Below are 14,549 nucleotides of genomic sequence, written 5' to 3'. Positions count from 1 at the left end.
TGAACTGAATCACATACAATTTTTTCAGGCACGTTTCCCGCCCCTGGACGTAGCAGTCCTCCGGCGGACCCGGCACGGCGCCGGAGAACTTGGCGGGCCTGTCTACCGGCAGAGAATGAGGACCTTCAGTGCAGAACTTCCCAGGAGTAGGCGTCAGCCCAGGCCGCGTCATCGGCACCATCCGGCAGATGCCCAAACCCATCAGTGAACCTCCCGCCGGTGAACAGCTGGCTCCGGACACCACTGCCGAGGAAGCCACCGCAGCCTTGAAGGCGGCAGCGCAGTCGGTGCACGACGAGTTGAAGGAGCGCGCCGCCCACGCCATCGGTGACGGCAAGGCCGTCCTGGAGGCCACCGCACTGATGGCCAAGGACACCATGCTGATCAAGGGGGCGGCCAAGCTGGTGGCCCGTGGCGTTTCTGCCGAACGCGCCATCTGGGAATCGGGCTCCTCCGTGTCGGAAATGCTGCACAACCTGGGCGGATACATGGCCGAACGCGCCACCGACGTGCTGGACGTCCGCGCCCGAATTGTCGCCGCGCTCCGGGGCGTGCCCGCGCCCGGCATCCCCGCCTCCAACACCCCGTTCGTGTTGGTGGCAGAGGACCTTGCCCCCGCGGACACGGCAACCCTTGACCCGAACAAGGTCCTGGCACTGGTCACCGCAGGCGGCGGCCCCCAGTCCCATACCGCCATCATTGCCCGGTCCCTGGGCCTGCCGGCAGTGGTTGCCGCCGTTGGCGTTGACGACCTGCCCGATGGCACCGAAGTGTACGTGGACGGCGCGGGAGGCCTCATCACCGCCGATCCCGATGAATCCCTCCGCGCAACAGCGGAGGCCTGGGCTGCCACGGCATCGCTGCTGGCCGAGTTCAGTGGCACGGGTACGACGGCGGACGGCCATGAAGTGCCCCTGCTCGCCAACGTGGGCGGCGGCAAGGATGCCGAAGCGGCAGCAAAGCTGGGCGCCCAGGGCGTAGGCCTCTTCCGCACCGAGTTCTGCTTCCTGGAAAGGGACACCGAGCCCTCCGTGGAGGAGCAGGCCGCTGCCTACAAGAGCGTGTTCGACGCATTCCCCGGCAAGAAGGTGGTCCTCCGGACGCTCGATGCCGGTGCGGACAAGCCCCTCCCCTTCCTGACCGACTCCACCGAGCCCAATCCGGCCCTCGGCGTACGCGGCTACCGCACCGACTTCACCACGCCCGGCGTCCTGGACCGCCAGCTGGAAGCCATCGCCCTGGCCCAGCAGCAGTCCCAGGCGGACGTCTGGGTCATGGCCCCGATGATCTCCACGGCCGAGGAAGCCTCCCGCTTCGCATCGATGTGCGCGGACGCCGGCATTAAGACCCCCGGCGTGATGGTGGAGGTCCCGTCCGCGGCCCTGACCGCCGAAGCCATCCTGCGCGAGGTTGGGTTCGCCAGCCTGGGCACCAATGACCTCACCCAGTACGCCATGGCCGCGGACCGCCAGCTCGGCCCGCTCGCCAACCTGAACACCCCCTGGCAGCCGGCCGTCCTGCGGCTCGTGGGGCTGACCGTGGAAGGATCCCGCGCGGAAGGCCACAACAAGCCGGTGGGCGTCTGCGGCGAGGCAGCGGCCGACCCCGCCCTCGCCGTCGTCCTGACCGGCCTTGGCGTCAGCACGCTGTCCATGACGGCGCGGTCCCTCGCGGCCGTGGCGGCGGTGCTCAAGACCGTGACCCTCTCGGAGGCGCAGGAACTGGCCAAGCTGGCCCTGTCCGCTCCGAGTGCCACCGAGGCGCGCGCGTGGGTGCGGGAGAAGCTGCCGGTCCTGGACGAGCTGGGCCTCTGACGCCTTTCCGGGCAGGCCGGCGCGGGCGGGATAGGCTACCTTCATGGCATTGGTAGCACCCCGCGTTACGGCCGGCCTGCCCGAGGACGAGGCCCTCGGCCTTGCGCGTGCCCTGACCGGCGGCACAGACATCACCGTCTTCGTGGACGGCACGGTCCACCGCCTGCCCGCCCAGGCGAGGGACGCCGTCGTGGACCTCCTGGCCCGGCTCAGCCGCGGCGAAACCGTGACGGTCAGCAGCGTGGAGGAAATGCTCACCACCTCCCAGGCCGCCGAGCTCGCCGGAATCTCGCACACCTACCTGCGCAATATGACGGACCGCGGCGAGATCCCCGTGGAGTACCGGGGGTCGCACCGCCGGATCCGCCAGGCCGCCATCATGGCCTGGCTTGAGGCGCAGACACAGAAACGCGCCACGGAGGCCGCGGGCAATGGCGACACCGGCGCGGGCACCTAGTGCGGATCCGAGGGCGCGCGCGGTCCCGCCAAGACCCGCGACTGCAGTCAGCCGCCGTGGACGCCAACGGGATGACGGGCCGGATCCTCTGGGCCGACGGAACGCCGACGCCGGGCAGCGGCACGGGAGCAACGGCTGAGGTCCCCGCGTTTATCCTGGTCCACGGGATCGGCGTGTCCCACCGCTACCTGCGGCGCCTGCACCATGAACTGGCCCGCGGGGCCCACGTGTACTCCCTGGACCTGCCCGGCTTCGCAGGTACGCCCAAGCCCGGGCGGCAGCTGTCCGTCGAGGACTACGGTGCCTTCATCGCCCAGGCATTAAAGGTCAGCGGGATCCGCACGTATGTCCTGGTGGGACATTCCATGGGCGTGCAATTCGCCATCGAAGCCGCCCTCTACGCGCCCGCCCAAATGCAGAAACTCGTCCTCATGGGCCCGGTGGTGGACCCCCGCCACCGCAGCGTGCAGCGCCAGGGCCTGGCGTTGTTCGTTGACTTCCTCCTCCGCGAGAGCCCGTCGTCCAACTGGATCGTCCTTACCGACTACTTCCGGTGCGGGCCGCGCTGGTACTTCACCGAGCTGCCCGTCATGATGGCCTACCCCACGGAGAAGAGGCTGCCCGGCATCGATGTCCCCGTGCTGGTCCTGCGCGGCAGCCACGACCCCGTGGCCGGACCGGACTGGTCGCTTCGGCTCTCCCGCGCTGCGTCCCAGGGGACCTTCGTGGAAATTTCCAGGACCGGCCACGTGGCCCAGCACCTGCGCCCCGCCGCCGTCGCGGATGCCATCAGGTCCTTCACAACAGCCCCGTCCGCCCTGCCCTAGATCCGGGGCCGGCCCGCCCACCGGCGCATCTTGAGCGCCGCGTGAAGTTCCAAGCGTGGCATCCCCTTCAACGGGTCCACGCCCAGCAGCTGCCGGATCCGGCCCAGCCTGTTATAGATGCTGCTGCGGTGCAGATGGAGCTTGCCGGCCACGTCCTGGACCGACCCGTCGTTGTCGTACAGCAGCTCCAGGACCGGGATCAGCTCGCCGTTGCGGTCATGGTCCTCAAGCTTGCGGAAGTACACCGATCCCGAATCGGCCCATGCCCCCACTCCTCCCCCGGCGGAGGCCAGCAGCTGGTACACGCCCGTGGCCCGGCAGTCCACCAGCTCGCCGAGCTGCGGATCCACCGCGGCCGCCTGCGCCGCGACCCTTGACTGGCGGTACGCCTCGGAGAGTTGGCGCGTCTTTGCGAAGCCTTCGCTGATGCCAAGGATGATCCGCTGGACCGGCCGGCCGGAGCGCTTGGCCAGCTCCAGCTGGTAGTGCACCAGGAGCTGGGCATGGTTGGCCCTGCCGGTGGAATCACGGAACAGCACCACCGAATGGGTTTCCGTTCCGGCGCTGAACAGTGCGGCGTCCATGCCCACCGTTGCCTGCAGGGCCGTTGACCGGTGGATCAGGGTGGAAGCGATAGGGTCCGGCCCGCCGGCCCAGCCATCCGCGTCAAGCACAGTGACCATCTGCCACGGCCCCCTGCCCTGGACTTCCTTCCAGCCCGCGACGGCCGCCACGGCGTTCGGTTCGCCGGCGCAGGCGGAGAGGAACTCGCGCTCCCGGCTCCGGCGGAATTCGGATTCGGCCGTGTTCGAGTCGAGCAGGAGCCCGGACAGCAGCTCAAGCTCATGGGTGACGCCGGGCAGCTGGGTGAGGATCGCCGTCGGGCTTTCCTCCACGGAGTCCTGCTGCACCCAGAGGTACCCCACCCGGAAGCCGCGCACCATCAGCGGAACGCATACCCGGCCCAGCATGCCCAGGTCCGGGTTCGCGGGGACCACCACGGGACGCACCGCGGTGGCAATCCCATGCGAGAGCTGCCACGCGCTCACGTCCGCCGGAACTTTCTTGCTCAACAGGAAATTTACCCGCACCCGGTCGGCGTGGGACTGGTTGGAGCTGTAGGCGAGCAGCAGGCCGTCCAAATCCTCAAGGGAGAGGCCGCGCCCGAGCTTCTGGGCCACCTGCTCGACGAGCTGTTCCACGTCCTGCTGCTGCATGCGCCCACACTACTGCCTGGGTGCGGCGGAGGACGAACGGACATGAGGCGACACCTGACGCCCCATAGCTCGACAGCTGTCGAACCGTCGTCGGAGAAATCCGCGTAATTCCGCGGTTCCTGCCTGGGCCGGAACGGCGGATCCTGTCAGCTGGCTCACAGCCGGATTTATCGTTGAAACACGAAAGCCCTTCCGCATTACCGGCCCACCGGCCCCTAAAACTGGAGCAGACGATGATCATCGGCGTCCCCAAAGAAATCAAGAACAACGAATTCCGCGTGGCCATCACCGCCGCCGGTGTCCACGAATTCCTCACCCACGGGCACACCGTCCTGGTGGAGCGCGGGGCCGGGCTCGGCTCAGGTATTACCGACGAGGAATACTCCATCGCAGGCGCCGAAATCGTCAACGAAGCCGATGACGTCTGGGCCCGGGCCGACATGGTCATGAAGGTCAAGGAACCTATCAAGTCCGAGTACCACCGCTTCCGCAAGGACCTGATCCTCTTCACCTACCTGCACCTGGCCGCCGAGCCGGAGCTGACCAAGGAGCTCATTAATTCCGGCGTCACCGCCATCGCCTACGAAACCGTGCAGGAGGGCCGCTCCCTGCCGCTGCTGGCCCCGATGTCCGAAGTTGCCGGCCGCCTCTCCGTCCAGGTGGGCGCCACCTCGCTGATGGCCCCGGCCGGCGGCAAGGGCGTCCTGCTGGGCGGCGTGCCCGGCGTCCGCCCCGCCAAAGTTGTGGTCCTGGGTGCCGGCGTTGCAGGCACCAACGCAGCAGCCATGGCACTGGGGCTCGGAGCCGACGTCACCATCATGGACATCAACATCAACCGCCTGCGCGAACTGGACGCCCAGTACCAGGGCCGGCTGAAGACGGTTGCCTCCAACAAGTACGAAATCGAAAAATCCGTAGTGGACGCCGACCTGGTGATCGGTTCCGTGCTAATCCCCGGCGCCAAGGCCCCCAAGCTGGTCACCAACGACCTCGTGGCCCGGATGAAGCCCGGCTCGGTCCTGGTGGACATCGCGGTGGACCAGGGCGGCTGCTTCGAGGACACCCACCCCACCACCCACCAGGAACCCACCTACAAGGTGCACAACACCATCTTCTACTGCGTCGCCAACATGCCCGGCGCCGTGCCCAACACCTCCACCTACGCACTGACCAACGTCACCCTGCGCTACGCGGTGTCCCTGGCCAACCTGGGCGTCAAGGCCGCCTTCGACCGCGACCCCGCCCTCGCGGCCGGGCTCAACATCGCTGCCGGCCACGTGGCACACCACTCCGTGTCCGAGGCCCACGGCCTGCCCCTCGTTTCAGACTGGCACGAACTGGTTTCGGCCTAGGCCCTGTTGCCGCCTGAACGGCAGTCATCCAACGCGTGCTGCTCCTTCGTCGCTTTGACGCACGCTTTCTGGATGGCTGCCGTTCCGGCGTTAAGGCCCTAACGTGGCCTTTTCCCTTGCACTCTCAATGATTCTCAGGACCTCGACCGCGTCCTCGGGATCTACGGGAATTGGCAACGGTGAACTGGCCCCGCCGTCCAGGATCTTGGCTGCCAGCAGGCGGTAGAACTCGGGGTAGTTCCCTCGTTCTGTGGGGAGCCGGTCCAGGTGGCCGTCGCGGCCCAGGAGGCCGGCCCATTCAGGTGCCTCCACACCGTACTCCCCGTCCAGAGGGCTACCCCCGGCCGCGAGATAGGGCTCCTGCGGGTCCACTCCGTTCTTCGTGAATCCGCCGATGGAGCCCAGTACCCGGAAGCGAGGCGCCTGCTGCGGGCACAGCGCGTTCATCGCAAGGTGGCTGGTCACCCCGGACTCGTGCCCCAGGGCCAGGAAGACGTCATCGTCCGCCCGTTCGTCGGACCGGCGTGCCGCCAGCTCTGCGTGCAGCACGGTGGCCGGACCGAACAACTGCACAGCCTGGTCGATCAGGTGGCTGCCAAGGTCAAACAGCACGCCGCCCCCGTCGTCGGCCGTGGCCCGCGCCTTCCATACCTTGCTGATGGCCGGGGACCAGCGCTCGAAGCGTGATTCGAACCTCGTCACCCTGCCCAGCGCCTGGGCCGCCAGCAACTTCCGCAGCGTCAGGAAGTCCCCGTCCCACCGCCGGTTGTGGAACACAGTCAGCACCCGGCCCAGCCGCTGCGCCAGGTCAACCAGCTCACGCCCTTCGGCGCTGGTGACCGCGAACGGCTTGTCCACCACCACGTCCAGCCCCGCCTCCAGCGCAGCCTTTGCCACCGGGTAGTGGGTCATGGGCGGCGTCGCCAGGACCACGAGGTCAAGGTCCGTTGCCCGCCCAAGGACCGCGGCGCCGTCGCGCACCACCTCCACTCCCGGAAGCCGGGACGAGGCAGCCGCCTGCCGCCCGGCGTCGGACGTAGCCACCATGTCCAGGGAGTAGCTGGCGTTCGCCGCCAGCAACGGCGCGTGAAAGACGCTGCCGGCGAGCCCGTAGCCCACGACGGCGGTGCGGATGGTCCGGGCTTTGTCTTCGGTTCCGGTCATGGAAGCTACGCTACCGCCGGTCCCCGCGTGGTTAAAGAAGCCGGCACCGCTGGTAATCCAGTGGTGCCGGCTCCCCGCTACGCGGGCAAGGCCGCTGGTGGTGTTGCTACTTCTTTTCCCAGCCGATGGTGGTCCAGTCCGGAACCTGCGAGGTGCTCTTGAACAGGGACGGGCCGTAGTTGGCCAGGCCGGTGCGGACGAAGGAAATCTGCGGTCCGTTGAAGACCACGCCCATGGAGTAGTACTTGGCCATGTGCTCCTTCTCCACGTCCATGGCCGCCTTGTTGCGGGCAGCATTGTCCTCGATGGAGGCGAGGTCGGCGATCTTCTTGTCCAGCTCGGCGTCGCCCAGCTTGTTCTCGTTGACCTTGGAGTCGTAGTACTGCTTGACAGCATCGGTGGCGTCGGCGCCAACGGTGTAGCCGGAGATGCTCAGGTCGAACTCACGGCTGCCCAGGACCTTGCCGAAGTCGGCGGAGGCGCGCTGGTCGATCCCCACATCCATCCCGCCGGCCTGGAGCTGCTTCTGCAGGGTCTGGGCTACCGCCAGGGTGGTGGGATCGTCACCGAAGTTGCTGATCTTGAAGGCGGCGGGCTTGCCGTCCTTCTCCATGATGCCGTTGGCGTTGGCCGTGTAGCCGGCGTCCGTTAGGACCTTCTTGGCCGCGTCGGGACCCGTCTCCTTGACCGGGTAGTTGTCCTGGTAGTAGTCCGAGAACGGCAGGAGCATCATGGAGCCGGAGCTCGGCTCTTCCCAGTTCAGGCCATTGAAGCGGACCTTGCGCAGGGCTTCGCGGTCGACCGCGGCGAAAATGGCCTTGCGAACGTTGACGTCGGTGATCCGCTGGGCATTCAGGTTAAGTCCGCCGGCGAAGAGGCGCTGCCCGCGGCGGATGTCGGAGTCCTTGGTGCCGTCCAGCTGCTTGTAGAGCGAGATGGTGTTGGCGGACATGGCATCAATCTCGCCGTTCTTGAACGCGGCGATCTGGGCGCTGGTTTCCAGCTGGCGGAAGGTCACATTGGCCAGTACCGGCTTCTGGCCCCACCACTTGTCGTTCGGCACCATGGTGACGGTCTTGGCTGCGGTGTCGTACTGGTCCAGCTTGAAGGGGCCGGCCATCCATTCGGGGTGCAGGTTGCCGTTGAAGCCCTCGTTGAAGATCTCGGGGGTGTTGACGGCGGGGTGGATGAGTCCGAAGAAGAGCGAATCCACCGGGAAGACAGGACGGGAAGTCTTGACGATGACTTCCTTGTCGCTGCTGCCGGCCTCAACGGAGTCCACAAACTCGTAGGCTCCCGAGCTCACGATGTCGTAACCGGCGTCGGCGCTCTTGAGGATGTTCCACGTGTTCTTGAAGGCCTTGACGTCAATGGGGGTGCCGTCGTTGTAGGTGGCCTTGGGGTTCACCTTGATGGTGATGGTCTGCTTGCCGTCCTTGACCACGCTGTCCACAGACTCGCAGAAGTCCGTGTTGGGTGTGACCTTGCCCTTGAAGTCAACCTTCCAGCAGCCGCCGATGCCGCCGCTGTTCATGGCGACAGGGTTCATGGGGATCTGCAGGGCGGAGTTGTCAGCGCTGTTGCCGTTGTTGGAGAACCCATTGAAGTCCGGGCCGATATTGCCAAGCGGAAGGGTGACTTTGCCGCCCTGCTGGAGGTCGGAGGCCGGCTTCTCGTTGATGCTGATCAGCTTGGACAGGTCGCTTCCCGATTCCTGTCCCTTGGCAGTTTCGGGGCCACTGGCACCGCCACCGCCGCAGGCCGTCAGCGCCAGGGCAGCAGCGATGGCTGCAGCTCCGCCGATCCTGTTCAGATTCCTCATGGTTTTCCCTTCATTGTGATGCGAGTGGTGGTGCTTGTGGGGTCGAAAAATCCTAGGGGGCATGGTCCGCCGTTTCGTGGACCACCAGCATGTCCTCATCCAGTTCACCGTCCGGGAAGAAGCACGCGAACTGCTGGTCCGTGGCGGATGCCGCGGTTTCCAGGGGCGGTTCCAGGGTGAGGCACTTTTCCTGCTTGGCCGGCGGCAGCGCCGCGAAGACAGGACAACGGGTGGCGAAATTGCAGCCTTTGGGCGCCTGCAGCGGCGAGGGCAGGTCACCCTGGAGGATGATGCGTTCGCGGGTGCGTTCCAGATGCGGGTCCGGCACCGGGATGGCGGAGAGCAATGCCCGGGTGTAGGGGTGGCGGGGATTGTCAAAGACCCTGTCAACCTCACCGATTTCCACGATCTTGCCCAGGTACATGACCGCAACGCGGTTGGAGATGTGGCGCACCACGGAAAGGTCATGGGCCACCAGCAGGTAGCTCAGGCCCAGTTCGGCGCGCAGGTGGTCCAGGAGGTTGATGACACCGGCCTGGACCGACACGTCGAGGGCGGAGACCGGCTCGTCCAGGACCACCAGCTTGGGGTTGACGGCCAAGGCGCGCGCAATGCCGATGCGCTGCCGCTGGCCGCCGGAGAACTGGTTGGGGAAGCGGTTGACGTGGTCCGGCTGAAGGCCCACGAGCTTCATCAGCTCCATGATCCGCTTTTTGACCGCTTGCCTGTCCATGCCCGCGTTTTCCAGGGGTTCGGCGAGGACTTCGTACACAGTGAACCGTGGGTCCAAGGCGCCGGTGGGGTCCTGGAACACCATCTGGAGTTCCCGGCGCATCCTGCCCTTGGTCTTTGCATCGGCGGCCTGCTTGTTGCTGAGCCCGCCGATCACCACCTCGCCATCCTGGTCGGGATGGAACTCCATGATTTCCAGGAGCGTAGTGGTCTTGCCTGATCCTGACTCGCCCACGATGGAGAAGCACTCGCCCTCGCGGATGTCGAAGCTCAGGCCGTCGACGGCCTTGACGGTTCCGATCCGGCGCTTGATCAGGGCGCCGCGGGTCAGCGGGAAGTGCTTCCGGACGTCTTTGAGCTGCAGCACCGTTGTCCGCTCGGTGCGGGGAACCGCGTCGAAGCGGGAGACCGGGACCGGCGGGGCGGCGAACACGTCGCGGACATCCACGGTTCCGCCCAATGACTCGGATTTGATGCAGGCGGCCCGGTGGCCCGACCCGCGGTCCACCGGGGCCAGGGCCGGCTCGCCGTCCAGGCAGGCATCCGACGCCAAGGGGCAGCGGGGCGCGAACGAGCAGCCGGTGGGGGCGGTGAGCAGGTTGGGCGGCATGCCCTCGATGGGCACGAGCGAGGACTTTTCCGCGACGTCGACTCGCGGGACGGCGCCGAGCAGGCCCATGGTGTAGGGCATCCGTGGGTTGTAGTAGATATCGTCGACTGCCCCGGTTTCCACGGGCCTGCCGGCATACATGACCATGATGTCGTCCGCCATGCCCGCCACGACGCCCAGGTCGTGCGTGATCATGACGACGGCGGCACCGGTTTCCTCCTGCGCCGTATGCAGCACCTCCAGCACCTGTGCCTGGATGGTGACGTCCAGGGCGGTGGTGGGTTCATCCGCGATCAGGACGCGCGGATTGTTGGCGATGGCGATGGCGATCATGACGCGCTGGCGCATGCCGCCGGAGAATTCGTGCGGAAAGGCCTTCAGCCGTTCCTTGGGGCTGGGGATCCCCACCATGGCCAGAAGTTCGACGGCGCGGACTTCTTTGGCTCTTTTGCTCATGGAGGGGTTATGGATGGTCAACGCTTCGATGATTTGGGTGCCAACGGTAAACACGGGCGTCAGGGAGGAGAGAGGATCCTGGAACACCATGGCGAGGTCGTTTCCGCGGTACCCGCACATGGCCCTGTCACTGAGTCCCAGTAGTTCCTGCCCCTTGAGCCGGACGGAACCGGAAACCTGCGCCGTGGGCGGCAGGAGCCCCATGATGGCCAGGGACGTGACGGACTTGCCGGAACCGGACTCTCCCACGATGCCAAGGGTCTTCCCGGGCATGAGGTCGAAGTCCACGCCCCGGACGGCGTGTACCACGCCGTTTTCAGAGTTGAAGCGGACGTTCAGGTCACGGACGGACAGGACCGCATCGGCGGGCGTGTGCAGGCCTGCCACGTGCAGGCGCTCTGCATCGGTCCGTGCCGGCCCGGCTGCTCCGGTGGTGATTTCGCTGCTCATGCCGTCTTCTTTTCCGCGCGGAGGGTCCGGGCTTTGGATTTCCTGGCTTTGCCGGTGGAGCTGGAACTGGGGTCGAAGGCATCCCGCAGCCCGTCGTTCATCATGGCCAGGGACCCCGTCAGCAGGAACATGACGGCCAGGGGAACCCAGAACATCCAGGGGAACGTCTGTACCTGGGATGTGGCGCCGCCGATCAGCACGCCCAGGCTCACATCCGGAACCTTGATGCCGATTCCGATGAAGGAAAAGGCCACCTCGGCCAGGACAGCGGCGGTGACGCCGCGGGTGATGTCCAGGATCAGCAGCGAGCCGATGTTTGGCACCAGGTGCCGCCAGACGATCCGGCGCGGAGGAACCCCCATGTACTGGGCCGCTTTGACGAAGTCGCGCTGCATGAGCGACATGGACATGGAGCGGATCAGGCGGGCAGTGCCCATCCAGCCGAAGACCAGCAGCACGATAATGAGCAGCAGCCACGAAGGGAGGTCGCGTTTCAGTCCGGCGCCTCCGCCGCTGGTTGCGACGGCCACCACCAGGAGGGCGGGCATCATGATCAGCGCTTCCAGGACGAACAGCATGACCTTGTCCACCTTGCCGCCGAAGTACGCCATGGTGCAGCCGTAGACGGCGGCGATCAGGACGGACACGAGGCCCACCACCAGGCCGATCAGGATGGAGATCCTGGTGCCCTCCACCGTCATGGCGTAGAGGTCGATTCCCGCCTGGGACGTGCCGAGGTAGTGCTCGGCGGAGGGCGGCATCCCAATGTTAAAGGGGTCGATGGTTTCCTTGTCCCACTGGGCGAAGAACCCGCCGATGCAGGAGAAGACAGTCAGGGCCAGGAAGATGGCCAGGCCCGCCACTGCGGTCTTGTTCCGCAGGAAACGGCGGAAGATGATGGTGGTCTTGCCAATGACGACGTCCGCGCTTTCCAGGTGCGCGTCCTGCGCCACGGCTGCCGGGTCGACAGCGTTCAGGTTGGTCATTGCTACTGCACCCGCACTCTCGGGTCGACAAGCGTGGTGGCGAAGTCCGCCAGGATGGCGCCGAGGGCGAAGATCACGGAGCCGTAGGCCAGGGTGGCCGTGGCGGCATTAACGTCCTGGAGCGAGATGGCGTCGATGCTCCAGGAGCCGACGCCGGGCCAGGCGAAGATCTTTTCGGCGAAGAATCCGCCGGCGAAGATGGCGGGGATGGTGAACGCGATGCTTTGGGCCACCGGAATGAAGGAGACACGAAGCGCGTGCCGGGCGATGGCCTGGTTCCGGCTCAGTCCCTTGGCCCTGGCGGTGCGGACAAAGTCGGCGTTCACGTTGTCCAGCAGGTACTGCCGCTGGGCAATCTGGTAGGCACCCCAGCCCACGAGCGTGATGGCGACGGTGGGGACCACGTAGTGCGCCAGCAGGTCGAGGAACTGGGGCCATCCGCCCGCGACTCCGGGGGTGGTGATGCCCGTAACGAAGAAGATCCGGTCCCCCACCGATTCGTTGATGTTGATGGCCGCCAACTGCACCAGGAAGTAGGCAATTGGTGCGGGCACGATGTAAGCCAGGTAGCTGTAGGACGTGATTACGCGGTCCTGGAACTTGTACTGCCGGGCAGCCGAGTAGACGCCCAGAGCCACTCCAATGACGAGGGTGAGGATGATGGACGCCAGGAAGAGCCGGGAGGAGATCCACACCCGGTCACCGAACTCGGCGTTGATGTAGGCGCCGTTGGGGCTCCGGCCCCAGTCCCAGCGGGTGACGATGCCCGTCAGCCAGTTAACGTAGCGTTCCCATGGGCTCAGGTCAGGGTCCAGTCCCTTGAGCCGCATGGAGTTGGCAACCTGCTCCGGGGTGGGACGGGGGATGCGTTCCTGTTCCAGCAGAGCCGGCTTCAGCGAACTGACCGCCAGGAAGTAGCCGGCAGATGTGGTGAGGAAGATCATCACCAGGTAAGTGATGCCGCGCTTGGCGAGGTACTTGAGCATGGAGGCTAGTTCTTCGGCAGTGCCGCCGGGAGGTGGGCGGGAGAACACGTCGGTGTCCACTGGAGCGCCATGCTGCTGGCCACATCAACCATCACTGCTGGATCCTTCCGTCTGCCCCGGCCAAGCACGGATTGTGCCCGCCCCACCGGGGTCCTGCACCAGCGGGTAGCTGGCCTCCCGCGGCCCCAAGGGCAGGTCCTGGTGGAACTATGTCGCGGGTCACATTCCAGAGGAAACTATCACAAGCCCCCACGCGAAAAGGGCGCGTTTCCACCGAAAACCGGCGCGCCGTATCAGATCGTTATGAATAGTTCTGTGAAGTTGGTGTGACTGGACGGAGAGCCAGCGAACCGCGTAATCTATGCCGCCGCCACCACCCGTGTGACAAGTTCCTGCCATGAATCCGCCAGGCGCCGGGGGGTGACTCCGCGGATCCGGATGAGGTGCAGCAGTCGCTCGGGGTCCAGGGTGGCGGTCAGGGATTCCGCCAGAAGCCATGGCTCCGGGGACTCGGAACCGGCCGCGCGCAGCAGCATCTCCACGTGCCGGGTCCACAGCGCCGCCGCGGGGACTTCGAACCTACTCCGGGAGGAATGTCCGGCTGCGAGGACCAGGTCACCGTACTCCACCACGTAGGCGATGCGCGCGGCACCGAAGGCGATCAGCCGGTCCAGCGGCGGGGCGCCGGGCCCCAGCGGCGGGGGTCCGGACAGGAAACGGGCCTGGAAGACTGCCTCCGAGTCGTTCAGGAGGTTGAGCATAAGGCCGGCCCGGCTGCCGAAGCGGCGGAAGACGGTGCCCTTGCCCACACCGGCCTGCTCGGCCAGCCGGTCCATGGTCAGGGCAGCGGCCCCGCCCTGTTCGATCAATTCGCGGGCAGCCACCAGGAGGCGTTCCCGGTTCCGGGCGGCGTCGCTGCGCTCGGCGGCCGTCCCCGGTGTCATGTCCGGCCGCACTGGGATGGAACTCACAACGACAGTGTAGCCTCGGGGAATAGAACCGGACTGCGGTCCGTTTAGTCTGGTGAAGGCTTGATGAGCCTGACGTCTGACCGAACGCGGCCCCCGCCGCGCCCCTAGCCAGGAGTTTCCATGACCAAGAACACCGTCCTTACCCTCGTCGGCAGCCTTCGCGCTGAATCCACCAACCAGAAGCTGGCCGAAGCCATCCAGCTCAACGCCCCCGAGCAGGTGGACGTGGTGATCCACGAGAGCCTGGGCAACATCCCGTTCTACAACGAAGACATCGACGTCGAAGGCCAGGTCCCGGCGGCTGCGGCAGCCCTCCGCGCGGCAGCCGAAGAGGCTGACACCCTCCTGCTGGTCACGCCTGAACACAACGGCACCGTTCCCGCCGCCCTGAAGAATGCCATTGACTGGCTTTCCCGTCCGTTCGGCGCAGGTGCCCTGGCGGGCAAGCCCACGGCCGTCGTCGGCACCGCCTTCGGCCAGTACGGTGGCGTCTGGGCCCAGGACGAGGCCCGCAAGGCAGTCGGGATCGCCGGCGCCCGGGTCCTCGAGGACGTCAAGCTTGCCGTCCCCGGCTCAATGGTGCGTTTCGCTGAAGTGCACCCCAAGGACGACGCCGAGGTCGTGGAGCAGATCAAGGGCATCTTCGACTCCCTGGCAGCAACAGCACCGGCCGCCTAGCCTTACGGCAACCCGGCGCCCGGCACG

At 66.4% G+C, this 14,549-nt stretch carries 12 protein-coding genes; 5 read left to right on the top strand and 7 right to left on the bottom strand.

Annotation, left to right across the window (positions count from 1 at the left end):
- Positions 1-128 precede the first annotated feature (128 nt).
- The 3 genes from ptsP (at position 129) to ACTJK0_RS06960 (ending at position 3,098) form a co-directional block, all read left to right on the top strand.
- On the top strand, positions 129-1,814 hold the full coding sequence (gene ptsP / locus ACTJK0_RS06970; RefSeq protein ID WP_110545824.1) for a phosphoenolpyruvate--protein phosphotransferase: 1,686 nt from the start codon (positions 129-131) through the stop codon (positions 1,812-1,814).
- 43 nt (positions 1,815-1,857) lie between these two features.
- Positions 1,858-2,271, top strand: a complete 414-nt coding sequence (locus ACTJK0_RS06965) for a helix-turn-helix domain-containing protein (protein ID WP_440744724.1) — start codon at positions 1,858-1,860, stop codon at positions 2,269-2,271.
- A gap of 71 nt (positions 2,272-2,342) precedes the next feature.
- Positions 2,343-3,098: an alpha/beta fold hydrolase gene (locus ACTJK0_RS06960; protein ID WP_440744748.1), complete on the top strand. Its 756-nt coding sequence runs from the start codon at positions 2,343-2,345 to the stop codon at positions 3,096-3,098.
- Here the strand turns inward: ACTJK0_RS06960 and ACTJK0_RS06955 are convergent.
- Positions 3,095-4,315 (bottom strand): PucR family transcriptional regulator, encoded by a 1,221-nt coding sequence (locus ACTJK0_RS06955; RefSeq protein ID WP_110545455.1) that lies wholly within the window; start codon positions 4,313-4,315, stop codon positions 3,095-3,097. The genes ACTJK0_RS06960 and ACTJK0_RS06955 overlap by 4 nt on opposite strands.
- 233 nt (positions 4,316-4,548) lie before the next feature.
- Here ACTJK0_RS06955 and ald point away from each other — a divergent pair, with 233 nt between their 5' ends.
- The gene (gene ald / locus ACTJK0_RS06950) at positions 4,549-5,667 is read left to right on the top strand and encodes an alanine dehydrogenase (protein WP_110545457.1); all 1,119 of its coding nucleotides are present in this window, start codon (positions 4,549-4,551) and stop codon (positions 5,665-5,667) included.
- Positions 5,668-5,757: 90 nt separating this feature from the next.
- On the opposite strand, the gene ACTJK0_RS06945 is transcribed toward ald, so the two are convergent.
- From ACTJK0_RS06945 to ACTJK0_RS06920, 6 genes are all read right to left on the bottom strand, one after another.
- Positions 5,758-6,831, bottom strand: a complete 1,074-nt coding sequence (locus tag ACTJK0_RS06945) for a Gfo/Idh/MocA family protein (RefSeq protein WP_440744723.1) — start codon at positions 6,829-6,831, stop codon at positions 5,758-5,760.
- Between the two features lie 106 nt (positions 6,832-6,937).
- Entirely contained in the window at positions 6,938-8,653 is a 1,716-nt protein-coding gene (locus tag ACTJK0_RS06940) for an ABC transporter family substrate-binding protein (RefSeq protein WP_110545459.1), read from the bottom strand.
- Positions 8,654-8,705: 52 nt separating this feature from the next.
- Complete coding sequence (locus tag ACTJK0_RS06935; protein ID WP_440744722.1) at positions 8,706-10,901, bottom strand: dipeptide ABC transporter ATP-binding protein; 2,196 nt, start codon at positions 10,899-10,901, stop codon at positions 8,706-8,708.
- Positions 10,898-11,887 (bottom strand): ABC transporter permease, encoded by a 990-nt coding sequence (locus ACTJK0_RS06930; RefSeq protein WP_440744721.1) that lies wholly within the window; start codon positions 11,885-11,887, stop codon positions 10,898-10,900. Before ACTJK0_RS06930 ends, ACTJK0_RS06935 begins: the two co-directional genes overlap by 4 nt.
- A gap of 2 nt (positions 11,888-11,889) precedes the next feature.
- Positions 11,890-12,873, bottom strand: coding sequence for an ABC transporter permease (locus tag ACTJK0_RS06925; RefSeq protein ID WP_440744747.1), 984 nt, complete (start codon positions 12,871-12,873; stop codon positions 11,890-11,892).
- A 359-nt stretch (positions 12,874-13,232) separates the two neighbouring features.
- Positions 13,233-13,844, bottom strand: a complete 612-nt coding sequence (locus ACTJK0_RS06920) for a TetR/AcrR family transcriptional regulator (RefSeq protein WP_440744720.1) — start codon at positions 13,842-13,844, stop codon at positions 13,233-13,235.
- 120 nt (positions 13,845-13,964) lie between these two features.
- Here ACTJK0_RS06920 and ACTJK0_RS06915 point away from each other — a divergent pair, with 120 nt between their 5' ends.
- Complete coding sequence (locus ACTJK0_RS06915) at positions 13,965-14,522, top strand: NAD(P)H-dependent oxidoreductase (protein WP_440744719.1); 558 nt, start codon at positions 13,965-13,967, stop codon at positions 14,520-14,522.
- Positions 14,523-14,549 lie beyond the last annotated feature (27 nt).

This window comes from Paenarthrobacter sp. 22069, from assembly GCF_052046035.1.
Classification (GTDB): Bacteria; Actinomycetota; Actinomycetes; order Actinomycetales; family Micrococcaceae; genus Arthrobacter.
This window is presented reverse-complemented; position numbering and strand designations above follow the sequence as displayed.